Genomic DNA, 25,826 nt, shown 5'->3' with positions numbered 1-25,826 from the left:
CGCGGACACAAGGCCAAACTCGATCAGGAAACCCGATCGAGTTTTGACCCTAAATCATCAACCCGAAGCGTGTGAAGCCGCTTTCAGGCAACAAACCGCGCAATTCCTTGTTACGCCCGCGCTTTACCGGCGGCGCTCCGATTCGCTACGCTGTTCTTAATCCCTATCGGCATTCATGCCGCAAGCAAGCCAAGATCAAAACAGAGTGTTGATTTTCAGGCAGAATGGAAAATCTTGCCCGGATTGAAGATGTTATCCGGGTCGAGCGCATGCTTGACCTGGCGCATCAGATCGACCGCGCCCCCAAGTTCCTCTTCGAGAAACGCCATCTTGCCCTGGCCGATACCGTGTTCGCCAGTGCAGGTGCCGTCCATCGCAAGCGCGCGCTTGTTGAGCCGCGAAACGAAGCCCTCGGCAACGGCGATCCCCTCCTCCGTCTTGTCATCGAACAAGAGCAGCACGTGAAAGTTTCCGTCGCCGGCGTGGCCGACGATCATCGCCAGCAAGCCATGCTCCTCGATATCGACCTGCGTCTCGCCGATGCAATCCGCCAGGCGCGAGATCGGCACGCAGACGTCGGTCGACAGCGCCGCCATCTCCGGCGCCAGCGCGCGCGAAGCCCAATAGGCATCGTGGCGGGCTTTCCAGAGCTTGTTGCGCTCCTCGGCGTTGACGGTCCAGGCGAACTCGCCGCCGCCGCACTCGGCCGCGATCTCGCCGAACTGCGCCGACTGCAGCGCGACCGTTTCGTCAGTGCCGTGGAACTCGACGAACAGCGTCGGCTTCTCGTCGTAGTTCAGTTTCGAATAGGCGTTGCAGGCGCGAATCTGCAGGGCATCCAGAAGCTCGATGCGCGCGACCGGAACGCCCATCTGGATCGTCATGATCACCGCGTCGCAGGCAGCACGCACCGTCGGAAACGCACAGACGCCGCCGCCGATCTTCTGCGGAATGCCCTGCAGCCGCAGCGTCACAGACGTCAGGATACCGAGCGTACCCTCGGACCCAACGAAAAGCCGCGTCAGATCATAGCCGGCGGAGGATTTGCGGGCGCGCCGCGCCGTGCGGATTTCCTCGCCGTTGGCGGTGACGGCGGTGACCGAAAGCACGTTGTCCTTCATCGTGCCGTAGCGCACGGCGTTGGTGCCGGATGCCCGCGTCGCCGTCATGCCGCCGATCGAGGCGTTGGCGCCGGGATCGATCGGGAAAAACAGGCCGGTGTCGCGCAGGTAGGTGTTGAGGTCCTCGCGGGTGACGCCCGGCTCGACGGTGCAGTCGAGGTCTTCCATGTTGACCTCGAGCACCCGGTTCATCCGGCTGAAATCGATCGAAATGCCGCCATTCGGCGCATTGACCTGCCCTTCTAGCGACGAGCCGGTGCCGAAGCCGATGACAGGAACCTTGTGCTCGGCGCAGACCTTCACGACCGCCTTCACATCATCGGCGCTTTCGGCAAAGAGCACGCCATCCGGCAGCTGCGAGGGAATGTAGGTGGTTGTGTGCGCATGCTGCTCGCGAAACGACTGGCCGGTCTGGAAGCGCTCGCCGAAGCTCTGTTTCAGGATGCCGAGAACGCTGGCGATACCCGCCTCGTTGCGTGTGCCAGCCTTTGCGTCTTTGAGCGCCATCTCTTTGATCTCCTTACCGTCGTTGCCTGGGAGGCAGGTTGGTATGAGACAAGAGATGGCGGCTGTCTAGTAGCAGAATAGCCGCAGCGGTACGGCCATCACCGAGCTCAGACGAGCGACGGGTTCAATCGTGCGAAACCCTCCTGCCGCTGATACGGAAAATAAGGATAAGGCGCGCTGACGGCACTCGCCTTGTCGAGCCGCTCGACCTGCTCTTTCGACAGCGACCAGCCGACAGCCCCGAGGTTCTGCCGCAGCTGCTCCTCGTTACGCGCGCCGATGATCACGCTCGATACCGTCGGGCGGCCGATCAGCCAGTTGAGCGCGATCTGCGGCACGGTCTTGCCGGTTTCCTCGGCCACGATGTCGAGAGCATCGACGATGTCGTAGAGCTTCTCATCATCGACGGGAGGCCCGTATTCCGCCGTCTGGTGCAGCCGGCTTCCCTCCGGCAAAGGCTGCCCGCGCCTGATCTTCCCGGTCAACCGCCCCCAGGCAAGCGGGCTCCACACCAGTGCTCCGACGCCCTGGTCGGCGGCGAGCGGCATCAGCTCCCACTCGTAGTCGCGGCCGGCCAGCGAGTAGTAGACCTGATGCGCCACATAGCGCGGATAGCCATGCTGAGCGGACACGCCGAGCGACTTCATCAGCTGCCATCCGGAGAAGTTGGAGACGCCGATATAGCGGATCTTCCCGGCATCGATCAGCTGCTCCACCGTCGACAGCACCTCCTCGATCGGCGTCGAAGCGTCGAAGGCGTGCAGCTGCAGCAGGTCGACATAATCGGTGCCAAGCCGCTTCAACGCCGCATCCGTCGCCCGCAGCAATCTCGCACGCGACGTCCCCCAATCGCCAGGTCCATCCCCCACCGGCAAAGCGGTCTTGGTGGAGATCAAAACTTGATCGCGCCTGCCCTTGATCGCGTGGCCAAGCACCTCCTCCGACGCGCCCCCCGAATAGACGTCGGCGGTATCGAACAGCGTCACCCCCGCCTCGATCGCGATATCCACCATCCGCGACGCCTCGGCGCCCGTGGTATTGCCCCAGGCACCGAACAGCGGCCCCGATCCGCCGAATGTGCCCGCGCCGAAACTCAAAACCGGCACTCGAAGGCCGGATGCACCAAGCTGTCTGTATTCCATGGTCTGTCTCCTGTTTCTTCACCAGAGATAGACACTTCACACACGATGAAATAGATTGCCTTCAGGAACACAATTCATGAATTGAAGTCATCATGAGCAGACAGGACATCAACCGCTCCGGAGAGATGGAAGTCTTCGTCCGCGCCGTCGAACTGGGCGGCTTCACCGCTGCAGCTCATGCCTGCCGCATGACGCCATCGGCCGTCAGCAAGCTGGTCGCGCGGCTCGAAGCCCGGCTCGGCGCCCGCCTCGTCAATCGCTCCACCCGCAAGCTGCAACTCACGCCCGAGGGCTGCGCCTTTTATGAGCGCAGCGTCACCATCCTCGCCGATATCGCCGAAGCCGAGCGCTCGGCGTCATCGGGAGAACTGGCCGCCGGCCCGGTCCGCATCAACACCAGCGCCTCCTTCGGCAATCACATCCTGGCGCCGCTCGTCTCGGATTTCCTCGCGCTGCACCCCAGGATCACGCTCGATATCTCCCACACCGACAGGGTCGTCGACCTCCTCGACGACCGCGCCGACGTCGCCATCCGCGCCGGACCGCTGAAGAGCTCCACGCTGATCGCCCGCAAGCTTGGGGCGACGGATATGGTCATCGTCGCCTCGCCCGGTTACTTGGAAATACACGGCACACCCACCACCGTGTCCGATCTCGAACACCACCGCCGCATCGGCCTCTCCTATGCCCGCAGCGTCGAGGGTTGGCCGATGCGCGATGGCGTCGACGTCATCCGGCTACCTCTCACACCAGGTATCCAGGTCGCCGATGGCGAGGCGATGCGGCACATGGCCTTGTCGGGCGCCGGCCTCGGCCGCCTCGCCCGCTTCACCGTCCGCGCAGACATCAAGGCCGGCCGTCTGATCCCGCTCCTCGAAGACGTCAACCCCGGCGACACAGAGGAATTCCACGCCGTCTATATCGGCCAAGGCGGCCCGCTACCGGCGCGGGTGCGCGCGCTGCTCGATTTCCTCGCCGCAAACGTCAGGATGTAGGACCCCAAGAATTCGCAATTGACCCCATGCGCGGACGGCGCCTATACCCACGGCACGCCATCGGCGCCCGCCGATTTTCCAGCAAAGCCTCTGCCGCTCCCCCAGACGTCGCATCGACCCGTCATCAGCATTGGCAAGACATGCATCGGATAAGCCGTTGAAAGACGCCAGCCGCAAACTCCGAACCGCCAGCCTGCCGCGCTGGGCATTCCTGCTTGCGCTCTCCACCATTCTTGTCATCGGCCTGGAAATGCTCGGCCTGCCCGCCTCGCTGCTGATCGGCCCGATGGTCGCCGCCATCGTGCTGGCCGTATCGATCGGCCAGGGATCGCTGCGCGTCCCGCGCGCGCCGCTGCTTTTCGGCCAGGCGCTGGTCGGCTTCATGATGGCCCGCGCCATCACCGTCGACATCCTGCAGACGATGGCGACCGACGCGCCGCTCTTCCTCTCCATGATCTTCGCCGTCATCGCCGCCGCCGGTCTGCTCGGCTGGCTCTTGACCCGCTGGCAGGTGCTCCCAGGCACGACAGCGGTCTGGGGCTCGTCGCCGGGTGCCGCATCGGCGATGGTCATCATGTCGGAAGCCTATGGCGCGGACGCCCGCCTCGTCGCCTTCATGCAATATCTGCGCGTCGTCTTCGTGGCGGTCGCAGCCTCCGTCGTCGCGCGGCTCTGGGTCGCAGCCGATGGTGGCGAGCCGCCGCCGCTCATCATGTTTCCGCCGATCGACTGGCCGGCGCTTGCCGCAACCGTCGCGCTGACGATCGTCTCGGCCTTTTGTGCTGTCCGCTTCCGCATACCCGGCGGCACCATCATCGTGCCGCTCGTCGTCGGCTCGCTGCTGCAGGGCTTCGGCCTGTTGAAGATCGAGCTGCCCATGTGGCTGCTGGCGATCAGCTACGCCTTGATCGGCTGGAGCATCGGCCTACGCTTTACCCGCGGAATCATCGCCCATGCCGCCCGCGCCCTGCCGCGCGTCGCCGCCTCGATCCTGTTTCTGATGTCTCTATGCGGCTGCATGGCCTATGCGCTGCATGTCTTCGCCGGTGTCGATCCACTGACCGCCTATCTCGCCACCAGCCCGGGTGGCGCCGATTCCGTCGCCATCATCGCGGCCTCCAGTGACGTCGACGTCCCCTTCGTGATGGCCATGCAGACCGGCCGCTTCCTGATCATCCTGTTCACCGGCCCCATGCTTGCCCGCTTCATTGCCCGGCGCTCCGGCCTTGCGGAAAATCCGGCCTAGAAAAGGTCTCGCCTCAGCCCCGCCCATTGGCCGGGCGTCATGCCGTATGCCTTCTTGAAATGCCGGTTGAAATGGCTCTGATCGGCAAAGCCGGTGGCGAACGCCGCCTCCGCAAGCGCCTGCCCGGCCCCGATCATCGCGCGCGCCTGCTGCAGCCGCCGCATGAGGAGATAGCGGTGCGGGCTGGTCGCGAATGCTGCCCGGAAATGCCGCGCCAACTGAAACCGGTCGAGCCCCGTCACGGCCTCTAGTTCGGCCGACGTCACCGGCCGCGTCGCATGCGCCTCTAGATAATCCCGCGCCAGTCTCGCCCGTTGCCAGGCAATGCTGCCAAGCGGTCGACGCGGAGTACCCGCATGCCGCGCGAGACCACCCGCCACGCGTGACACGAAGTCGTCGACGAAGAGTTCATCCAACTCCCGGTCCAATTCACTCAGCGCCCCCAGAAACGTCCCTGCAAGCACGGGATCGTCGAATACTGGCTGATCGACGAAGGGCAAGCCGATACGCGCCGCCTCCAGGCAGTCGAAAAGAAGCGACGGCTCCAGATAGAGCATGCGGTATTGCAGCCCATGATCCGTGCCCGCCCCGCCATCATGCTCCTCGTCGGGATGCAGCACGATCACCTGCCCCGGCATGCTGAAACGCCGCTCGCCGCGATAGGAAAAGGTCTGCACGCCCTTGAGCGTCACCCCAAGCGCATAAGTATCGTGACGATGCGGCTCGAATGCGTTCCCGGCGAAGTTCGCTTCGATGCGCTCGATGCCTGGAAAGGCAGGCGCGGTGACGATCCCAGGCGCAATCGCGCCCGGTGCTATCGCGCGACCGTCGGCGCCGGGCTCCGTGCACAAACGTTCAAGACCCTCAAGGGCGTGATGGCTTAGATTCTGGTCCAACCGACGTCAAAACCCGCATGAAAAGAGACCGGAATGTTTGATACCAAAATTGCGATCGTGCTGCGAAACAATCTTCCATCCTGGCAGACGCTGAATGTCACGGCCTTTCTTATGAGCGGCATCACCGGCCAGAACCCCGAGATCATCGGCGACGCCTACAAGGACCGCTCGGGCAATCTCTACAACCCGCTGTCGATCCAGCCGATCATCGTTCTGGCGGCGCCCGAGGAGACCATGTCCACCATCCACCGCCGCACGCTGGAGCGCGGCATCACCGCGTCGCTCTTCATCGAGGAGATGTTTGCGACCGGCCACGACGCCGCCAACCGCGCTGTTTTCGCGCAATACGCGCCCGATGACGCCAAGGTGGTCGGCATCGCGATCCGCGCCGACAAGAAGATCGTCGACAAGATCACCAAGGGCGCGGTCATGCACCCTTGAAGCAATGCCAGGAAAAGTGTGAAGCGGTTTTCCGTCCGGAATTGCGTAATTTAAACGACTCTAACGCAAAACGGCCGGGCATCGAGCCCGGCCGCTTTAACTCTCGATCGAGCCCGATCAGCTCTGGGTGATCGGCGCGATCTGGATTTCGACGCGGCGGTTCTGCGCGCGTCCGGCTTCCGAGGCGTTGGAAGCCACCGGCTGCGACGGGCCGAAGCCGACGGCCGACATGCGGCGCTGGTCGATACCCTGGCCGCCGAGATAGCCGGCAACGGACTCTGCACGGCGCTGCGACAGATCCTGGTTGTGCTGCAGGCTGCCGGTCGAATCGGTGTGACCGTTGACGTCGATCAGCGTGCGGTTGAACTTGCGCAGCACGATCGCCACCGAGTTCAGCGTCGGGTAGAAGCCCGGCTTCACGGCGTCCTGGTCGACGTCGAAGGTGATGTTCGACGGCATGTTGAGGATGATGTTGTCGCCGTTGCGGGTGACGGAGATGCCGGTGCCCTGGAGCTGCGCGCGCAGTTCCGACTCCTGCTGGTCCATGTAGTTGCCGATCGCGCCGCCGGCGAGAGCGCCGACACCGGCGCCGATCAGCGCCGCGTTACGTCGACCGACCGGCGAACCGCCGACAGCCAGACCCGCCAATGCGCCGACGCCAGCGCCGAGCAGTGCGCCGCCCGATGTGTTCGACATCTTCTGCTGGCCCGTATACGGATCTGTCGTCGTGCAGGCGCTGAGGTAGGTCGCGGCAACGGCGAGAAGGATGAATTTCTTGATCATGGACAGGCGTATCTCCAATTCGATGGTGATGCGAGCAGTGTTAAGGAATGCGGCAAGAAGATGAAGCGCGCGCCCTGAATACTGGAAAATCGATGGATTGCACAGCCTTAGAGCCGGAACTCCCGAAAAAGTCACCGGCGTTGGCGACGCCGGTGTCGAAATCGCGCAAGCTATGCGGCGTCAGAAGTTCTGGAACAGCTGCCGCACCGTATCGTAGGTGGCGTTTGCGATGTTGAGCGATTGCAGGCCCAGCTGCTCTTGCGTCTGCAGCGCCGCGAGCCGGCTCGATTGCTCCTCCATGTCGGCATCGATCAATCTGCTCATACCCCGCGCGAAGGCATCGCCCAGGGTCTGCGCGAAGTCGCTCTGCAGGCTGATGCGCTTCTCCAGCGCGCCGAAAGACGAGCCGATCGTCGTCATCTGCCCGAGCATCTTGTCGACGACGGAGACCATCTCCTTCACCTCAGCGGTGCTCGTGCTCGACGACACGCCGATCTCGACCTGCCCTGCCGTATTGCCGGCGCTGGCGAGCATCACATAGTTCTTCGAGGCGCCGGCTTCCGTCGCGAAATACTGCGAGGTCAACGCACCATATTCGCCCGACCCCGTGGTCCGATCGTCGATCAGATAACGCGCGTCCTTGGATGTCGTCGATCCCACAGGCGCGATATCGACCTCGTAGCTCAGCGTTCCGATTTCGACGCTTCCATCGGGATGCCTTGTAAACGATGCCGGAATCTCACGCGGCTTGGCCGGATCGTCGCCATCGTCGATCGCCACCCAATTGTCGTTATTGAAGCTCGCCGCCGCGGAAACGGAACGAAGCTGATCTTTCAGATGCGTGATATCGAGATTGATCTTGTCCTTGTCGACGCCATCCTCGGTGGCGGCCACGAGCTTGGCCTTGATCTGGCTGACGAGATCGGTCGATTCGCCAACGGCAGTATAGGCCGTGTCCATCGTCGCGGCGGCCAGCCCAAGCGCGTCGCGCACCGCCGACTGAGCCCTCTGGTCGCTTTTCAATGTCGAGCTGATTGCCCAATAGGCGCCATTATCCGAGGCGCGCTCGACCCGGAGGCCGGTGGAGACCTGCCTCTGGGTCGTCGTCAGTTTATTCCCGATGTCGCGCAATACATAAAGCGCGGCATCCACCGAAGTGCGCCGATAAATACTCACGGATACAGAACTCCGAACACAACAATACGCAACAGGTACAAATGAACCGGTGCCGCGAACACTCATGTTCGGGGGCGCCAAAACAGCGGCGCCGCGCAGCCTCCAAGAACGCTGGAGGACTATCGGTATCGACAGCAATGATTACGGCTTATGCTTAAAAAACAGCTAAAAGCTGCAATTAATTTAGCGTGTTACGCAACCGATCGGAAACCATACGAGAACGCCGCCCGCACCCGGCCCGAGGGCACAGGCGCCGGGCGGCGATTATCACTCGGCAGCTTCGAGCTGATCCCGCGCGGCGACGATTTTCGGCCGCTCGGCATGTTCCATCTCCTGATGCAACCGTGCCTCTTCATGCGCATGCGGCTTGGCGAAGCGGGCGATCAGCAGATAGGCGACGGGCGTGATGAACAGCGTCACCAGCGTCGCGAAGCCAAGCCCGCCGACGATCACCCATCCGAGCGCCACGCGCGCTTCGGCACCCGCGCCATGCGCGAAGACCAGCGGCACGCCGCCGAGGATGGTGGCGATCATCGTCATCATGACGGGACGCAGACGCAGCGCACAGGCCTTCTCGATCGACGCCCTGACTTCCTCGCCCTGATCGCGCAGYTGGTTGGCGAACTCSACGATCAGGATGCCGTTCTTGGCCATGACGCCGACAAGCAGCACCAGGCCGATCTGGCTGTAGATATTGAGGCTGGAACCGGTGATCACAAGCGCGAAGACCGCGCAGGCAAGCCCCAGCGGCACCGTCGACATGATGATCACGGATGAGAGCATGCTCTCGAACTGCGCCGCCAGCACCAGGAAGATGATGATGATGGCGAAACCGAAGGTCAGCGCCATGCCGTTGGCGTTTTCTTCCAGCGTCGCCGCTTCCGCGAGCGGCATCAGCCGCGCACCCGAGGGAAGCAGCGGTCCGGCCAGCGTCACGGCCTCTTTCACCGCATCGCCAAGCGACACGCCATCCTTCAGCCCAGCCGTGATCGCCACCGACGCCAGCTGCTGCTCGCGATTGAGCTGCGGCGCAACGGCGCCCTCTTCCAGCGAGGCGATGACCGACATCGGCACGATCTTGCCGTCGCCGGTTTTCAGGAACACGTTCTCCAGATCCGTCGGATCGTCGAGCGGCCGTGTGTTCGAGGTCAAGAGCACCGGATAGGCATCGCCCTTGACGAAGACGTCGACGACGGAGCGCCCTTCCAGCAGCGACTGGATGGCGGTCGACAGGCCGGTGATGTTGATGCCGAGGTCGGACGCCCGCTCGCGATCGATCGAGATCGACACCTGCGCCTGCGTCGGCTCGTTGGCGAGGCGCGGCGTGTCGTAGCGGCCCGTCGCGTCCAGCGCCTGCACCAGCTTCAGCGCCGATTGCGTCAGCGCATCGTAATCACTGCCGATCAGCGCCATCTGCAACCCGTTGCCGGCGCCGCGAATGCGCAGGCTGTTGGACTGGATGGCATTGCCGCGCAACGCCGGAACCTTCAGCGCCGCGCGATTGATGTCGGCGACGATTTCGTTCTGCGTGCGCTCGCGCTCGCCCCAGGGCGCCAGCGTCAGCACCATGAAGCCGCTATTGGCCTGCCCATTCTGCCCGGAGACGGAGAAGACGTTGCGGATATCGCCGCTATCGACGAGCGGCTGCAAATACTCTTCGACCAACTGCAGCTTGTCGCGCGTATATTCGAGGCTCGATCCCTGCGGCGTCGTCAGCCGCATCATCACCATCGCACGGTCCTCGTTGGGCGTCAGCTCGCTCTTCACGCCGGTAAAGGCCACGACGGCGGCACCGGCGAAGATCACCGAGAACACGATGACCACGAAGGGCGCATTCAGGCAGCGCTGCAGGCACCATTCATAGGCGCTGGAAAACCGGTCGCCGAAGCGGCCGAGCATCCCGTGATCCTCTTTCATCTCCCGTGTCAGCATCCGCGACGCCATCATCGGGCAAAGCGTCAGCGCCACCAGCGATGACAGGCCGACCGAAAACGCGAGCACGAAGCCGAACTCGCGGAACAGGCCACCGACCTGCCCCGGCAGGAACGACAGCGGAATGAACACGGCGGCCAGCGTCGCCGTCGTCGCGATAACAGCGAAAAACACCTCGCGCGTGCCAAGGACGGCAGCCGCGCGCGGCCCCATGCCCTGCGCGCGCCGGCGCACGATGTTCTCAAGCACCACGATGGCGTCGTCGACCACGAGACCGGTCGCGAGCACGATTGCCAGCAGCGTCAGGATATTGATCGAGAAACCGACCATGTAGATCGCCGCCAGCGTGCCGATCAGCGCCACCGGCATGCTCACCGCCGGAATGATCGTCGCCCGCCAGTCGCGCAGGAAGAGATAGATGACGGCGGTGACGATGACGGCGGCCAGCACCAGCGCCAGCACCACTTCGTGGATGGCGCCCTGGATGAATACCGCGTCATCGCTGGTGATGGCGATCCTGGTACCCTCGGGCAACGTCTTCGACAGCTGCTCGACCGCGGCCTTGATGCCGTTGGAGATATTGAGCGTATTCGACTGCGCCTGGCGGATGACGCCGAGACCGATGCCGGGCACCCCGTTCGAGCGCAACGCGGTCTGCCCATCGCGCGGCCCGAGCGTCACGGTCGCCACATCGCCGAGACGCACGCGGTCTAGCAGCATCACGTTGGCGAAATCCTCGGGCTTCTGTAGGCTGGCGGTGGCTCGCACCACGATATTCTGCGTCGGGCTCTTCAGCGAGCCGGCCGGCACGTCGAGCGCTGCATTCGACAGCGCATTGGTGAGATCGCCGATCGTCAGCCCGCGGCTTGCGAGCTCCGACTGATCGACGTCGACCCGAAACACCTTCTCCTGGTCGCCATAGCTCTCGACATCGGCAACGCCGTCGACGGAGGCCAGCCGGTCGATCACCTCGTTGTCGACGAGCAGCGTCAGGTCGTCCATGTTGAGCTTGGTGGAGGTGACGGCGAGACGCATGATCGGCTGCGAATCCGAGTCAGCCTTGACGATCTGCGGCGCGTCGGCGTCGTCAGGCAGCCGGTCGGTGATCCGCCCGATCGCATCACGCACGTCGTTGGCGGCAACCGCCAGATCCACCGTATCCGAAAACTCCAGCGTCACCCGGCTCTGGCCGAACTGCGAGCTCGACGAGATCGACTTCAGCCCGCTGACGCGAGCCGATGCGCCCTCGATGACCTTGGTCACCTCCTGGTCGATCGTCTGCGGCGACGCGCCGTCGAAGGTGGTGCGCACGGTCACGACCGGCCGATCGACGTCAGGCAGCTCGCGCACCTCGATGCCGACATAGGCGGCGAGACCCGCAACGATCATCAGCGTGTTGAACACCAGGGCCAGGATCGGCCGGCGCACGAAAAGCGCCGTGAACGTCTGCTTGCCCGAAGGCGTGTTATTATGGGTGCCGCTCTCGCTCATCAGGTGACGGGCTCCTTGGCGGCCAGTTCGCCCCCTTCGGAGCGCACCGGCCCGCCCTCGCGCACCCGCTGCAGGCCCTGCGTGACGATCAGGTCGCCATTATCGAGGTTGCCCTTGACCAGCACATAGTCAGGATTGCGCTGAACGATGCTGACGCGCACCTTGTGCGACTTCTGCTCGGCCACGCGCCAGACGAAGGAGCCTTGCGAATCCCACTGCACCGATTGCGGATCGACCGCCGGATACTGATCGCCATCGAACCGCATGCCGACGCTGAACGACATGCCGGCGCGCAGCTCGTCGGCCGCATTGTTGATGCGCGCCCGCATCCGGAGCGTACGGCTCGCCGGATCGACGCGGTTGTCGATCGCCTCGACCGCACCCGAAAACACCTGCCCAGGCCGCGCCACCGACGTCGCCTCGACCGCCTGGCCGACCTTGACCGTATTGGCGAAACGCTCCGGCACCCAGTAGTCGACAAGGATTTCCGTGCGATCGTCGAGCGTCACTATCGGCGTCGTCGTCGAGACGTTGTCGCCGATATTGACAGGCATGATGCCGACGATACCGTCGATCGGCGCCAGGATATTGCGGCGGTCGAGGCTCAGCTGCGCCGCCTGCAATTGCAGCCGCGCGTTCTGCTCGGCGATCTCCTGATCGAACACATCCATGCGCGACACGCTGGACTTGATATTGTTGTAGAGGCTGGACTTTTCGACCGCCGATTTCAGCGCGACTTCCGCCTGCCCCTTGACGATCACCTGCTCCTCGCTGTCGAGCTTGGCGATGATCTGCCCCTGCTTGACCCGGTCGCCCGACTTCACGAGGATTTCGCGGATGAGACCGCTTGCCTGCGGTGTCACCACCACCGAGCGGATCGCATCGCCCGTGCCGATCGCACCCAGCCGGTCGTTGACAACACCTGGCACGACGGCCTGCGTGACGACAAGCACAGCGCCGTTTCGACCGCCACCGCCACCATTGCCGCCGCCTGAGCGACGATTGCTCGCCTGCTCGCTGCCAGCGGCAGGCGGCGCCGCACGGCCTACATTATCGGGATCGATCGCTTTACCGACCAGTGCTTCGGGAACGCCGGCATTGCGCAGCGTATCGCGCGCACCAGGCACAAAGACAGCCCATCCGGTAACGCCAGCGGCGATAACGATGAGACAGATCGTAAACTGCTTCCAAAATGACATTCACGTCTCCAGAGGGACTCGAGGTTGTCCAGGGTCGATCGAAAGAGGCGCATACGTGGCAAATCGCCGCGCAACGCTGGAATTATTGTCCGATTGCTGGTCAGCGGCAAGCAAATTGGCCGCCCATTACAGCATTGTAATGTCAACTGTTGGTGACCGGCTGATGTCGGTCATCTCGCCCTGACGTTGCCGTCCTCGCAAAAGCGCGCACCCGCAGGAGCGAATGTCCGCCGGACCGGCAAATAGTGCTTTCGTTTCTGATCATTCCGATGTTCTCTGCCGTCGTGCCATGGGCCGCAAGCGCGCCCGCCGCTCCATTCATTCAACAGCGAACGCAAAGAGGATGACGAGCATGCCGAAGATCACCACCAAGGACGGAACGAAGATTTTCTACAAGGATTGGGGCACCGGCCAGCCGATCCTCTTTTCGCATGGCTGGCCGCTTTCGGGCGACGCCTGGGAAGCGCAGATGCTCTATTTCGGCCAGAACGGCTACCGCGTCATCGCCCACGACCGCCGCAGCCACGGCAAGTCCTCCCAGACCTGGGACGGCAACAACATGGACCAGTATGCCGACGATCTGGCCGAACTGATCGAGAAGCTCGACCTGAAGAACCTGATCATGATCGGCCATTCCACCGGCGGCGGCGAAGTCGCCCACTATCTCGGCCGCCACGGCACCAAGCGAGTCGCCAAGGTGGTGCTGGTCGGCGCCGTTCCGCCGCTGATGCTGAAAACTGACGCCAACCCCGAGGGCTTGCCGCTCAACGTCTTCGACGGCATCCGCAAGGGCACCGCGCTCGACCGCTCGCAATTCTTCCGCGACCTCTCCATGCCCTTCTACGGCTTCAACCGCGACGGCGCCAAGGTCAACGAGGGCCTGCGCGAAACCTTCTGGCTGATGGGCATGGCCGGCGGCATCAAGGGCGAATACGACTGCATCCACGAATTCTCCGAGGTCGATTACACCGACGACCTCCGCAAGATCGACAAGCCGACCCTCTTCATCCACGGCGACGACGACCAGATCGTCCCGATCGTAGCTGCCGCCCTGAAGTCCTCGAAGATCGTAAAGGGCGCCGTGCTCAAGGTCTACGAAGGCAGCGCCCACGGCCTCGCCCAGGTCGAGCCGGAACGGTTCAACGCGGATGTGCTTGACTTCATCAAGGGGTGATCGACCCTCCACCGTCGTCCTCGGGCTTGTCCCGAGGACCTGCCAAGCCCTCGTCTTGCTCGACGTGAATGGACACGAGGCGCCGCACAACGCCACCCGCTCCCCACCGCAACACCCAACATCCCGTGGACCGGGAATGAAAGCAGAACATCTTTTCTGGTCTTTCCGATCCGAATCACTACATTACGCGCCATGAGCAACAGTTTCGACGATATGCCCTTCTTCGACGAGGAGCCGGGCGAAGCGCCGCGCAAGCCGCAAGCCCCCGCAGCCCCAGCCCGCGGCGCCGCGACATCAGGAGGTCTTGCCGCCCGCGCCATGGCCGCCCGTGGCGGCGCTCGGGAGCGGCCGGATTATCTCGACGGCCTCAATCCCGAGCAGACCGAAGCCGTCGAAACGCTGGAAGGCCCGGTGCTCGTGCTCGCCGGCGCCGGCACCGGCAAGACGCGCGTGCTGACCACCCGCATTGCCCATATCCTGAACACCAACCGCGCCTTCCCCTCGCAGATCCTGGCGGTGACCTTCACCAACAAGGCCGCCCGCGAGATGAAGGAGCGTATCGCGCATCTGGTCGGCGGCGCGGTCGAGGGCATGCCGTGGCTCGGCACCTTCCACTCGATCGGCGTCAAGCTGCTGCGTCGCCACGCCGAGCTCGTCAACCTGCGTTCCGATTTCACCATTCTCGATACCGACGACGTCGTGCGCCTCGTCAAGCAGCTGATCCAGGCCGAGGGCCTCGACGACAAGCGCTGGCCGGCCAAGCAGTTCGCCGGCATGATCGACACCTGGAAGAACAAGGGCCTGGGCCCCGCCGACATCCCCGAGGGCGACGCGCGCGCCTTCGCAAACGGCAAGGGTCGCGAACTCTACTTCGCCTACCAGCAGCGCCTCTCGACGCTGAACGCCTGCGATTTCGGCGACCTCCTGATGCATCCGATCGCGATCTTCCGGAAGACGCCCGATCTGCTCAAGGAATACCACCAGCGCTTCCGCTATATCCTCGTCGACGAGTATCAGGACACCAACACCGCGCAGTACATGTGGCTGCGCCTGCTCGCCCAGCGCCCCAAGGGCGAGCCGCAGAACGTCTGCTGCGTCGGCGACGACGACCAGTCGATCTACGGCTGGCGCGGCGCCGAGGTGGACAACATCCTGCGCTTCGAGAAGGACTTCCCCGGCGCCAAGGTGATCAAGCTCGAGCGCAACTACCGCTCGACCGCCCATATTCTGGGTGCTGCCGCGCACCTGATCACCCATAATGAAGGCCGCCTCGGCAAGACGCTGTTCACCGACCGCCGCGACCCTGATGATATCAAGGTGCAGGTCCACGCCTCCTGGGATTCGGAAGAGGAGGCCCGCGCCATCGGCGACGAGATCGAGCAGCTGCAGCGCAACCAGCACAAGCTGAACGACATTGCCATCCTCGTGCGTGCCTCCTTCCAGATGCGCGAGTTCGAAGATCGCTTCGTCACGCTCGGCCTCAACTACCGCGTCATCGGCGGCCCGCGCTTTTACGAGCGCCTCGAAATCCGCGATGCCATGGCCTATTTCCGCCTCGTCGCCCAGCCGGCCGACGATCTCGCCTTCGAGCGCATCATCAACACCCCCAAGCGCGGCCTCGGCGACACCACCGTGCGCGCGCTGCACGATTATGCCCGCGCCCGCGACATCCCGATGCTGGCGGCAGCCGCAGACATGATCGAGACGGACGAGCTGAAGCCGAAGGCGCGCAAGGCGCTGTTCGACGTGATTCAATCTTTCCGCAGATGGCAGGAAAGGCTTGAAAACACATCACATACAGAGCTCGCCGAGCAAATCCTCGAAGAGTCGGGCTACACCGACATGTGGAAGGCCGACAAGACCGCCGACGCTCCCGCCCGCCTCGACAACCTGAAGGAACTCATCCGCTCGATGGAGAGCTTCGAGTCCATGCGCGGGTTCCTCGAGCACGTCTCGCTGGTCATGGACGCCGAGCAGAACGAGAACCTCGACGCTGTCTCGATCATGACGCTGCACTCGGCCAAGGGCCTCGAATTCGAGACCGTCTTCCTGCCCGGCTGGGAAGAAGGCCTCTTCCCGCACCAGCGCTCGCTCGACGAGACCGGCCGCGCAGGCCTCGAGGAAGAGCGCCGCCTCGCCTATGTGGGGCTGACCCGCGCCAAGCGCCGCTGCCACATCTGGTTCGTCTCCAACCGCCGCATCCACGGCCTGTGGCAATCGACCATCCCCTCGCGCTTCCTCGACGAACTTCCCGACACTCATGTCGAGGTCGCCGAAGTCGAGCAGAGCTACGGTGGTTACGGCCGCGGCGGCTACGGCCAATCGCGCTTCGACAAGGCCGAGCCCTTCGCCAATAGCTATTCCACCCCCGGCTGGAAGCGCGCCCAGCAGAACCGCAACGACGCCACCCGCGACAACTGGGGGTCCCGCTCCGGCCATTCGGTCGAGCGCATCGGCTACGGCGAAAGCGGCCCGAAGACCCGCACCATCGACGGCGAACTCGTCGCCAAGTCGACAGCCACCCAGCCTTCGAAATTCACCATCGGCGACCGCGTCTTCCATATGAAGTTCGGCAACGGCAACATCAAGATGATCGAGGGCAACAAGCTGACGATCGACTTCGACAAGGCCGGCGAGAAGCGGGTGCTTGATGGGTTCGTCGAAGCCGTCGGCTAGCCAACACACGGCGGCCACAAGCCGCCGTCACCCTTTCGTGACTTCGCATATACGCCCACCTCCCGCATACTCCCCGCGCCCGCACATAGTCCCGGGCCTAAATAGGAGGATGCCATGAAACGCTACTCTCTATCCCTGATCGCAATGTCCCTTGCACTGGCCATCGTCGGCAACCCGGCGATCGCGCTCGCTTGCAACAAGATCGTCGGGACGTGATCAGCTGAAATGAATAGGGTGAGCGGGTGCGAGCCCGCTCACCATCTTTCTCCCCTCACCCCAAGAGCGGCATCGACCCCAGCCCCAATATATCGTTGAGCAGCGCCAGCCCGATCCCCGCTGCCACGATCGTAAGCCCGATCAGAAACAGCCGCCGCGAACGGTCGTATTTGGCCGCGATCAGCGAGTCCCGCGCGAGGAGATCGGCAAAGACCTTCACCTGAAGTGCGATGCCGACGACAAGCAGCAGCATCGGCAGGATGTCGATCGGGCTCCAGTCGTTCGGGTTGGAGACCCAGCGGCTGATGAAGGTGAGGCAGAAGCCCAGGATGATGCCGGCGGCGGTCAGCGAGCCGTTGCGGAAGGTGGCGTCGATCTTCTCTTCCGGATCCGGCTCGGGCATGGCTCTGGCTTTCGGTTGAACGGCTCAACGAAGCAAGGCAGAAATCGCGCGAAACGGCAAGAGCGGCCGAAGATTACAAAAGCTTCACTAAAAAATCATGTTTTAATCTTGCCAGTCCCGCCGGCCCCGCTAGGTAAGGGGCACATCTGCCGCATCCGCTCCTTGAGAGCGGCGCCGCACGTAAGCGTTAACGTCAACCAACGCGCTGATCGAACCCGAAGCCGGGGTGCGAGCGGCGCGGCGTGCCTGCGTCATGAGCGTCCCGGTTCTGAAGAAGGAACCAAAGATGACGGCCAACACCACGCCATCCCCCACCGAAAAGCGCCACCTGATCGAACGCGTCCGCCACGAACTGAAGCGCCGCGTGCTGACTGTGCGCCGCGTCGAACATGTCACGCCGCAAATGCTGCGCGTCACGCTCGAGGGCGCCGATCTCGAAGGCTTCGTCAGCCTCGGCCATGACGACCACGTCAAGATCCTCGTGCCCCGCCTAGGCGAGGAGCCGGCTTTCCCGGAAATGGGCCCCGAGGGCAAGCTGCTGATCGACCCGGAAAACCGCCCGTCGCTGCGTGACTACACGCCCCGCCGCTATGATCCCGTGGCCGCAGAACTCGACATCGACTTCGCCCTGCACGAGGCCGGCCCTGCCACCGAATGGGCGATCAACGCCAAGCCCGGCGACAGGCTCGGCCTCGGCGGCCCGCGCGGCTCCTTCGTCGTCTCCACCGATTTCGACTGGTACCTGCTGGTCGGCGACGAAACCGCGCTCCCCGCCATCGGCCGCCGCCTCGAGGAACTGCCCGAAGGCGCCAAGGCAATCGTCGTCGCCGAAGTCGCCGGTCCCGAGGAAGAGCAGACCTTCGCCAGCAAGGCCGACCTCTCCGTCACCTGGCTGCACCGCGGCGCGCAGCCGGCAGGCACCACGGACGATCTCGAACAGGTGCTGCGCGATATCATGTTGCCCGAAGGCGACGGCTATGTCTGGATCGCCTGCGAAACCGTCCTCGCCAAGCGCCTGCGTGTCGTCATGGTCGAGGAGCGCGGCCATCCCAAGCCCTGGATCAAGGCCGCCGGCTACTGGAAGCGCGGCCAGGCCGATTTCCACGAGACGCACGGGGATTGAGGGCGGCTTGATGCCGTCCCCTCCGCCCTCTTTGTCGCGTGCCGCTTGCTCGACGGGGATGGATACGAGAAAAGGCTGGGCTTCGGGTGAAACGCCCAGCCCAGCCCGAATCGCCCACACACATAGGGTAAACGAAATCTTAATCCCGCTGATTGACCTCGGTCAATCGGCTGAAATTCATCACAACATTCCCCTTTTGACGCCGCCGGCAAATCACCTTAGCCCGTCCCTGTTCGTCCATGAAGGACGGTTTTCACGATGGACTCGCAAAGGAGATTCCAGTGACCAGTGTTTCCTCTCTGGGCGGCAACAATGCCCAGTATATTTCCAGCCTCGACAAGAACGGCGACGGCATCATCTCCGCCGACGAGCTGGCCGCAGCCAACACCACCAGCACAACCGCGACGACGACGACCAAGGCCTCGACGGCAAACAGCACCGCCGACAGCGCCAGCGTCACCCAGAAGATCGCCGCCGACATCCTCTCCCTGATGCTGCAGCTGCAGCAGTCGAGCGAGAGCGACGATGGATCGAGCGACGATGGCAGCCTCTCCGGCAACAGCCCGAAGGGCATTCTGGCGCTGATGGACAGCAACAACGACGGCAAGCTGACGACCAGTGAGGTTCTCTCAGCCGATCCGTCGAAGATCGCCGAAAGTGCCGGCGCCGGCGACAACACCGCCGTCACGCAGGTCCTCACCGACATGCAGACCGCGATCCGCGCCTACCAGACCACCTACGGCTCCTCGCTCGCCTCCGATACCGACAACACGCAGACTATGTGATTGGCCGCCTGATTGGCGTGCAACACGGCTCCGCCGGGGGAGCCGAAACAGCCCATATTTGCGATACCGCCCGCCGTGTATGGGCAAGCGGATCCAGCCTCATCAAGCACTTGACCCACAGTGCACGCGCCTATGGCGCAATGTCGCAGGTCGGACGAAGCGATAGCCCCGCCGTTGCAACGACAGCCAAAAACCCGCAAAACCGAACTTCGACGGTAAGAACGAAGGACATGGCATTTCATGGAAAGCATCAGCGTTTCGTTGATCCTGCTGTTTGCAGTGGTCGTTAGCGGAACACTCACCAGGCTCTCCCCGATCCCGATCCCGCCGCCTCTCGTGCAGATCGCGCTCGGCGCCGTTATCGCCTCGGTGGCCGATCTCGGTGTCAGCCTCGATCCCGATCTCTTCTTCCTGCTCTTCCTGCCGCCGCTGCTCTTTCTCGATGGCTGGCGCATTCCCAAGGAAGGCCTGCTCCGCGACAAGGGCGTCATTCTCGAGCTGGCGCTCGGCCTCGTCATCTTCACCGTCCTCGGTGTCGGCCTGCTCATCCATCTGCTCATCCCCTCCATGCCGCTTGCCGTCGCCTTCGCGCTGGCAGCCATCCTCTCGCCGACGGATCCGATCGCGGTCTCCGCGATTGCCGCCCGCGTGCCGATCCCCAACCGTCTGATGCACATTCTTGAAGGGGAATCGCTGCTCAACGACGCGTCCGGCCTCGTCTGCATGCGCTTTGCGGTCGCCGCAGCACTCACCGGCACCTTCTCGCTGACGGATGCCGTCGGCACCTTCTTCTGGGTGGCGATCGGCGGCATTGTGATCGGCGTCGGCGTCACCTGGGCGGTCATGCAGCTGCAGCGCTTCCTCACGCGCAAGCTTGGCGAAGAGACCGGCTCGCTGATCCTGATCAGCCTGCTGCTCCCCTTCGCCGCCTATCTGATCGCCGAACATCTGGAATGCTCCGGCATTCTGGCGGCGGTCGCGGCCGGCATCACCATGAGCTTCGGCGAGCAGAGCGGGCGCGCATCCGCCGTCACCCGCGTGCGCCGCACCGCCGTCTGGGACACGGTCCAGTTCGCCATGAACGGCGTCATCTTCGTGCTGCTCGGCGAGCAGCTGCCGCAGATCGCCTCCAGCGCCATCAACATCGTCCGCGAAACCGGGCATTACGACCCGCTCTGGCTCATCGTCTACATCGTCGCGATCAACGTGGCGCTCGCCGCGCTGCGCTTCTCCTGGGTCTGGGTGTCGCTGCGCTTCACGCTTTATCGCGCCGCCCGCAGCGGCTACGAGTTCACCCGCCCGAGCTGGCGCCTCGTTGCCGCCACCTCGCTTGCCGGCGCCCGCGGCGCCATCACGCTCGCCGGCGTTCTGACTCTACCGCTGACCATGGGCGACGGCTCACCCTTCCCCGGCCGCGACCTGTCGATCTTCCTCGCCGCCGGCGTCATCATCGTCTCGCTGGTCGCCGCCAGCATCGGCCTGCCCTTCCTCTTGAAGAACCTGCATGTGCCGGCAGAGCCCTCCCACCAGCGCGAGGAGGACGAAGCCCGCATCCGCGGCGCCGAGGCCGCCATCAAGGCGATCGAGCAGCTGCAGCACGACATGGGCGAAGGCCGCGCCGACGCCGACCTCTACGCCGACGCCGGCGCCCGCCTGATGGACATCTACCGCCAACGCATCGCCGGCCGCTCCAAGACCGGCGACGACGCCATGCTTGCCCGCCGCAGCGAAGAGATCGAACGCAAGCTGCGCCTCGCCGGCGTCAAGGCCGAACGCGCCGAGTTCTTCCGGCTGGCGAAGAACCGCAAGCTCTCGGAAGAGCTGATGAAGAAGCTGGTGCGTGAGGCCGATCTTGCCGAGGCGCGTTTTTCGGGGACGTGAGGGCGAGCTTTGGGGTGGGGCGGGTCGTGAGCTAGCGTTTTGCCGTGTAACGCCCTCTCTGCCTGCCGGCATCTCCCCCACAAGGGGGGAGAACGCTGGAGGCAGCCGCTCGCTCCACTCTTGCTGTCCGGGCGAGTTATCGCCGCGGGTCTTCTCCCCCCTTGTGGGGGAGATGGCCGGCAGGCCAGAGAGGGTCTTTAGGGCGCAGCCTCAGCCCCCATACCACCACCCCGCGCCACGGGCACAACCACCCACCCCACAAAACAAATCCCTCAACCCGCTCAACACCCTACCCCCCCACCCCAAACTTTTCTCATCCCCACCCCGCGCCGCCCCGCCATACTCCCCTCGTCACCGCACTGGGAGCCGGGTCGCGAACCGGATGCTCAGCCGCTCGAAATCCGGCGTGTGGTGATGGTTGCCAAGGGGGTTAGACGCCGTCAGGGCTGATGATCCACCTGCAAGACCGATCCGAGAGACGCTCCTGTCGGGTCGGGCGAACCGGAAACCAAGGTGATCGGGCAGGCGGACAGCCTGACAACCAATACCACCGACAACAAACCGCCTGCCCTTCCCGTTTCATGCCGCCGACCGTCGCGAGGCTTTGCTTCGCGCGCGGTTTTGGCGTGCGTGGAAGGTGGGATAAGATTAACGTTGTGCCGTGCAATGCCCTCTCTGGCCTGCCGGCCATCTCCCCCACAAGGGGGGAGAAGACTCGTGGCTCGCACTCGCCCAAACAGCAAAGGTGGAGCGAGCGGCCACCCCCAGCGTTCTCCCCCCTTGTGGGGGAGATGCCGGCAGGCAGAGAGGGTCTTTCGCCCCCGCAAACACCCCAAAACACCCTCTCCCCCACCCCTGATCTCGCAAATGCGAAACATTTTACTGCAAAGCACAACAAAACACTTTGAATACTATCGAAATCCGAAAATTGCGCATATATGACGCACCGTGGCTTGCTGCACGCTTCCCCCAGAGCGCCCCGCCGAGCCACCGCCGGCCCGTTTTGACAACGGCATTCAAAGGAAAATACCCGGCGTCCACAACAGGAGGTTCCAAAGTGGCCAGTATAACAACAAACAATGCTGCGAAGACGTCGGCGTCGTCGTCTCCGGCAGCCAATTATCAGTTTGCGCTCATTGCCCTGACATCGCTGTTCTTCATGTGGGGTTTCATCACCTGCCTGAACGACATTCTCGTCCCGCATCTGAAGAACGTCTTCCAGCTGAACTACACGCAGTCGATGCTCATTCAGCTGTGCTTCTTCGGCGCCTATTTCATCGCCTCGCTGCCATCGGGCGCGATCGTGAAGCGTATCGGCTATAAGTGGGGCATCGTGCTCGGCCTGATCATCGCTGCCATCGGCTGCGCGCTCTTCGTTCCCGCCGCCAGCTACCGCGTTTACGGCCTGTTCCTCGGCGCACTCTTCGTGCTCGCATGCGGCGTGACGCTGCTGCAGGTCGCGGCCAACCCCTATGTCACCGTTCTCGGCCCGCCGGATACCGCCGCCAGCCGCCTGACCATGACCCAGGCCTTCAACGCGCTCGGCACCACGATCGCGCCGATCTTCGGTGCCTTCCTGATCCTGTCGGCAGCCACCGCGGCCGTTTCCGGCGCCACGCCCGAACAGCTCGACGCGATCAGGATCGCCGAAGCCGGCGCCGTGAAGTTCCCCTACATGCTGCTTGCAGCCGCCTTCCTGGTGCTCGCCGCCGTCTTCGCGGCCCTCAAGCTGCCGCAGGTCGAAGGCGACGAGGAGATCGAGCCGATCGTCGGCGGTGGTTCTGCCTGGCAGTTCCGCCACCTCGTGCTCGGCGCCATCGGCATCTTCGTCTATGTCGGCGCTGAAGTCAGCATCGGCAGCTTCCTCGTCAACTTCATGAGCCAGCCCGACATCGCCGGCTTCTCCGAGGCCGACGCCGCCCATTACGTCTCCTATTTCTGGGGTGGCGCCATGGTCGGTCGCTTCATCGGCGCGGTTGCCATGCGCTATGTCGACGACGGCAAGGCACTGGCCTTCAACGCGGCCGCCGTCATCATCCTGCTGCTCGTCACCGTGTTCACGACTGGTCACACCGCCATGTGGGCGATCCTCGCGGTTGGCCTGTTCAACTCGATCATGTTCCCGACGATCTTCTCGCTCGGTCTCTATGGCCTCGGCAAGTTCACCAGCCAGGGCTCCGGCATCCTGTGCCTGGCGATCGTCGGCGGCGCTCTCCTTCCTGTCCTCCAGGGCGTCCTTGCCGATACGATCGGCATCCACCTCGCCTTCCTGATGCCGATCGTGTGCTACGCATACATCGTCTTCTACGGCCTGAAGGGTCACCGCCCGAATGCACAGCAGGTTGCCAAGCACGCCTGATCGATAAAATCGCGCCCCGCCGCACTGGCGGGGCGTTTCCACTCTTGCGCCGTGACACACGTCTTGGCATGTTGCCGTGCAACAATAGGTGGAGAAACTGCCAATGAAGGCCTTGCTGCTGATCGACATCCAGAACGGGTTCTGCCCCGGCGGAAACCTCGCCGTTCCCGATGGCGACAAGGTGGTCCCGATCGCCAACCGGCTGATCGCGAGCGACCGATACGACCTGATCGTCGCCTCGCAGGACTGGCATCCGGAAGGCCACGGCAGCTTCGCCTCCTCTCATGAAGGCAAGCAACCCTTCGAACTCCACGAACTCTCAGGCAAGCCGCAGATGATGTGGCCGGACCATTGCGTCCAGGGCACGAAAGATGCCGAGTTACATCCCGAACTCAGGGTGCCCGAGATCGACGTGATCTTCCAGAAGGGCGAGAAGCACCACGTCGACAGCTACTCCGCCTTCCGCGACAACGACCAGGACGCCATAACCGGCCTCGCCGACTATCTGAAGGAACAGGGCGTCACCGAGCTCGACCTCTGCGGCCTCGCAACCGATTACTGCGTCAAGTTCTCGGCCCTCGATGCGCTCGAAATGCTACCCGGCGTCAAGGTTCGCTTCATCGAGGACGCCAGCCGCGGCATCACGCCGGAAGGTGTGGCCGCCGCGATCAAGGAGATGCGCGAAAGCGGCATCGATATCGTCACCAGCGAACAGCTTATCGGCGAGGCCTAGAGCAATTCCAGCAAAAGTGCAGCGCGGTTTTGCGTCCGGAATTGCGTCGTAACAAATAGATAGAGCATCTTTGCATTTCGAAGAAACGCGGAAAGGCTCTAGTCACCCGCCTCGCGCTGCAACTGATACACATCATCAGAGAAGTCGTCGATGCGGCGCGCCAGCGCTGCCTGTGCATCGTCGATACCCTTTCGATAATAGGCAGCTCCCACCTCCTTTGCGAAGAAATCAAGCACCAGTTCGGCCTTCAACAAGCCGATCGGCTGATCAAGCTCGCGGTCGAAGTGGTGCTGGATGCGCGCGATCAGCGCCGCCTTCTCGTCCTTGGAAAATTCGATCGGCTTCATCGTCCCCTCATTGGCTTCACGGCTACTGCTTTGGCACCGTTCAGCGAAATCGATCGGTCAATCAAGGAAATTCGCTTGCGGGCGTAGCCCTCGCCCCTTAGAGGGGTTCCAAATTCCAGGAGGATGATCGCCGATGTCACGCGCGAATTTTATCGACGGTCTGCGCGGCGGTTTCCCCATCGCGCTGGCCTCCGCCCCGTTTGGCGCGCTGTTCGGCGCGCTCGCCGCCGATCATGGCATGTCGCTGTTCGAACTCACCTTCATGAGCGCCACCGTCTATGCCGGCGCCAGCCAGATGGTCGGCCTCGAGCTTTTCGGCCATGACGTCCAGGCATGGCTGATCGTCGCCTCCATCCTCGCCGTCAATTTCCGCCACGTGCTCTATTCGGCGGCGATCGCGCCTTACATCAAGCATTTCACCAAGCTGCAGAAGTTCTTCACCTTCTTCCTGCTTGTCGATCCGCAGTTCGCCGAGACGGTGAAGCGCGGCGAAGCCGGAAAGCCGGTGACCTTCGCCTGGTATCTCGGCTTCGGCCTGATCATCTATGTCCCATGGACGCTGGTCAGCCTGCTCGGCGGCACGCTCGGCCGCTATATCGGCGATCCGAAGTCGATCGGGCTGGATATCCTGCTGCCGGCCTATTTCCTCGGCATCGTTCTCGATTTTCGCCACCGCGACAACTTCATTCCCGTGGCCGCCGTCAGCGCCATCGCCTCGGTCGTCGCCTATCACTATGTCGGCTCGCCCTGGCATGTGAGCCTTGGCGCTGCCGCCGGCATCCTGCTTGCCGCTTTGTTCCCGCCGCCGCCGACGGCGCAGGAACTCGAATCTGATCTGCACGAGGTGTGACGTGACCTTCGATCCCCACATGTTGCTGATCATCCTGGCAGCCGCCGTCGCAACCTATGCGACGCGCATCGGCGGCTATATCCTGATCACCACGATGAAGCGCATTCCGCCGCGCATGGAAGCGGCCCTTGCCGCCGTGCCGGCCGCGGTGCTCACCACGCTCGTCGCCCCCGCCTTCTTCACCGGCGGCTGGGAAACCGAGCTGGCGCTGGTCGTTGCCCTTCTGGTCGGCCTGCGCGTCTCGCACACATGGATGCTGGTCGCCGCCTGGGCGGTCGTCATGGCCTGGCGCCACACGATCGGCGGCTGACGCGGCGACCGATCAGCGGTCGCCGCCCCCACAACTCGAT

General features: G+C 63.6%; 21 protein-coding genes. 12 read left to right on the top strand and 9 right to left on the bottom strand.

Translation table 11 applies throughout. The features are described from left to right. Window positions 1–215: 215 nt before the first annotated feature. Both AC1DOG_RS02130 and AC1DOG_RS02125 read right to left on the bottom strand, forming a co-directional pair. Window positions 216–1,628, bottom strand: coding sequence for an FAD-binding oxidoreductase (locus AC1DOG_RS02130; protein WP_477926634.1), 1,413 nt, complete (start codon window positions 1,626–1,628; stop codon window positions 216–218). A gap of 107 nt (window positions 1,629–1,735) precedes the next feature. Further along, complete coding sequence (locus AC1DOG_RS02125; RefSeq protein ID WP_477926633.1) at window positions 1,736–2,770, bottom strand: aldo/keto reductase; 1,035 nt, start codon at window positions 2,768–2,770, stop codon at window positions 1,736–1,738. A gap of 92 nt (window positions 2,771–2,862) precedes the next feature. Here AC1DOG_RS02125 and AC1DOG_RS02120 point away from each other — a divergent pair, with 92 nt between their 5' ends. Beyond that, entirely contained in the window at window positions 2,863–3,765 is a 903-nt protein-coding gene (locus AC1DOG_RS02120; protein WP_477926632.1) for a LysR family transcriptional regulator, read from the top strand. A gap of 157 nt (window positions 3,766–3,922) precedes the next feature. Continuing rightward, window positions 3,923–5,011 carry an AbrB family transcriptional regulator gene (locus tag AC1DOG_RS02115; RefSeq protein ID WP_477926631.1) on the top strand — a complete coding sequence of 363 codons (1,089 nt, stop codon included), beginning with the start codon at window positions 3,923–3,925 and terminating at the stop codon, window positions 5,009–5,011. Here the strand turns inward: AC1DOG_RS02115 and AC1DOG_RS02110 are convergent. Further along, window positions 5,008–5,907 (bottom strand): AraC family transcriptional regulator, encoded by a 900-nt coding sequence (locus AC1DOG_RS02110; protein ID WP_477926630.1) that lies wholly within the window; start codon window positions 5,905–5,907, stop codon window positions 5,008–5,010. The two genes, AC1DOG_RS02115 and AC1DOG_RS02110, sit on opposite strands and share 4 nt — an antisense overlap. 33 nt (window positions 5,908–5,940) lie before the next feature. Between AC1DOG_RS02110 and AC1DOG_RS02105 the strand changes: the two genes are divergently transcribed. Further along, window positions 5,941–6,348, top strand: coding sequence for a DUF2000 family protein (locus AC1DOG_RS02105; RefSeq protein ID WP_112982604.1), 408 nt, complete (start codon window positions 5,941–5,943; stop codon window positions 6,346–6,348). Window positions 6,349–6,465: 117 nt separating this feature from the next. On the opposite strand, the gene AC1DOG_RS02100 is transcribed toward AC1DOG_RS02105, so the two are convergent. The 4 genes from AC1DOG_RS02100 to AC1DOG_RS02085 form a co-directional block, all read right to left on the bottom strand. Beyond that, window positions 6,466–7,131, bottom strand: coding sequence for a YiaD family glycine zipper/OmpA-like lipoprotein (locus AC1DOG_RS02100; protein WP_047505753.1), 666 nt, complete (start codon window positions 7,129–7,131; stop codon window positions 6,466–6,468). Window positions 7,132–7,311: 180 nt separating this feature from the next. Then, window positions 7,312–8,307 carry a flagellin N-terminal helical domain-containing protein gene (locus AC1DOG_RS02095; protein WP_477926629.1) on the bottom strand — a complete coding sequence of 332 codons (996 nt, stop codon included), beginning with the start codon at window positions 8,305–8,307 and terminating at the stop codon, window positions 7,312–7,314. A gap of 267 nt (window positions 8,308–8,574) precedes the next feature. Beyond that, window positions 8,575–11,730: an efflux RND transporter permease subunit gene (locus tag AC1DOG_RS02090; protein ID WP_477926628.1), complete on the bottom strand. Its 3,156-nt coding sequence runs from the start codon at window positions 11,728–11,730 to the stop codon at window positions 8,575–8,577. After that, window positions 11,730–12,929 (bottom strand): efflux RND transporter periplasmic adaptor subunit, encoded by a 1,200-nt coding sequence (locus AC1DOG_RS02085; protein WP_477926627.1) that lies wholly within the window; start codon window positions 12,927–12,929, stop codon window positions 11,730–11,732. Before AC1DOG_RS02085 ends, AC1DOG_RS02090 begins: the two co-directional genes overlap by 1 nt. A 352-nt stretch (window positions 12,930–13,281) precedes the next feature. On the opposite strand from AC1DOG_RS02085, the gene AC1DOG_RS02080 reads away from it, so the two are divergent. Both AC1DOG_RS02080 and AC1DOG_RS02075 read left to right on the top strand, forming a co-directional pair. Continuing rightward, window positions 13,282–14,103 (top strand): alpha/beta fold hydrolase, encoded by an 822-nt coding sequence (locus AC1DOG_RS02080; protein ID WP_477926626.1) that lies wholly within the window; start codon window positions 13,282–13,284, stop codon window positions 14,101–14,103. A gap of 192 nt (window positions 14,104–14,295) precedes the next feature. Next, window positions 14,296–16,779 carry an ATP-dependent helicase gene (locus AC1DOG_RS02075; RefSeq protein WP_477926625.1) on the top strand — a complete coding sequence of 828 codons (2,484 nt, stop codon included), beginning with the start codon at window positions 14,296–14,298 and terminating at the stop codon, window positions 16,777–16,779. A gap of 271 nt (window positions 16,780–17,050) precedes the next feature. On the opposite strand, the gene AC1DOG_RS02070 is transcribed toward AC1DOG_RS02075, so the two are convergent. Next, window positions 17,051–17,398 carry a hypothetical protein gene (locus AC1DOG_RS02070; protein ID WP_477926624.1) on the bottom strand — a complete coding sequence of 116 codons (348 nt, stop codon included), beginning with the start codon at window positions 17,396–17,398 and terminating at the stop codon, window positions 17,051–17,053. A gap of 286 nt (window positions 17,399–17,684) precedes the next feature. On the opposite strand from AC1DOG_RS02070, the gene AC1DOG_RS02065 reads away from it, so the two are divergent. The 5 genes from AC1DOG_RS02065 (at window position 17,685) to pncA (ending at window position 24,279) form a co-directional block, all read left to right on the top strand. Further along, on the top strand, window positions 17,685–18,521 hold the full coding sequence (locus AC1DOG_RS02065) for a siderophore-interacting protein (protein ID WP_477926623.1): 837 nt from the start codon (window positions 17,685–17,687) through the stop codon (window positions 18,519–18,521). Between the two features lie 281 nt (window positions 18,522–18,802). After that, window positions 18,803–19,306, top strand: a complete 504-nt coding sequence (locus AC1DOG_RS02060; protein WP_477926622.1) for a hypothetical protein — start codon at window positions 18,803–18,805, stop codon at window positions 19,304–19,306. A 240-nt stretch (window positions 19,307–19,546) separates the two neighbouring features. Then, the gene (locus AC1DOG_RS02055) at window positions 19,547–21,187 is read left to right on the top strand and encodes a Na+/H+ antiporter (protein ID WP_477926621.1); all 1,641 of its coding nucleotides are present in this window, start codon (window positions 19,547–19,549) and stop codon (window positions 21,185–21,187) included. 1,057 nt (window positions 21,188–22,244) lie between these two features. After that, window positions 22,245–23,546: a sugar MFS transporter gene (locus AC1DOG_RS02050; RefSeq protein WP_477926620.1), complete on the top strand. Its 1,302-nt coding sequence runs from the start codon at window positions 22,245–22,247 to the stop codon at window positions 23,544–23,546. Between the two features lie 103 nt (window positions 23,547–23,649). Beyond that, window positions 23,650–24,279 (top strand): bifunctional nicotinamidase/pyrazinamidase, encoded by a 630-nt coding sequence (gene pncA, locus AC1DOG_RS02045; RefSeq protein WP_477926619.1) that lies wholly within the window; start codon window positions 23,650–23,652, stop codon window positions 24,277–24,279. Window positions 24,280–24,377: 98 nt separating this feature from the next. Here pncA and AC1DOG_RS02040 read toward each other — a convergent pair whose 3' ends face one another. Then, window positions 24,378–24,626, bottom strand: a complete 249-nt coding sequence (locus AC1DOG_RS02040; RefSeq protein WP_477926618.1) for a DUF2164 domain-containing protein — start codon at window positions 24,624–24,626, stop codon at window positions 24,378–24,380. 133 nt (window positions 24,627–24,759) lie between these two features. Between AC1DOG_RS02040 and AC1DOG_RS02035 the strand changes: the two genes are divergently transcribed. After that, window positions 24,760–25,476, top strand: coding sequence for an AzlC family ABC transporter permease (locus tag AC1DOG_RS02035; RefSeq protein WP_477926617.1), 717 nt, complete (start codon window positions 24,760–24,762; stop codon window positions 25,474–25,476). Between the two features lies 1 nt (window position 25,477). After that, window positions 25,478–25,786, top strand: a complete 309-nt coding sequence (locus AC1DOG_RS02030) for an AzlD family protein (protein WP_477926616.1) — start codon at window positions 25,478–25,480, stop codon at window positions 25,784–25,786. Window positions 25,787–25,826 lie beyond the last annotated feature (40 nt).

The organism is Rhizobium sp. 01N48, assembly GCF_056399145.1.
Note: the sequence above shows the minus strand (reverse complement) of the source record. Positions and strands in the feature narration are given on the sequence as shown.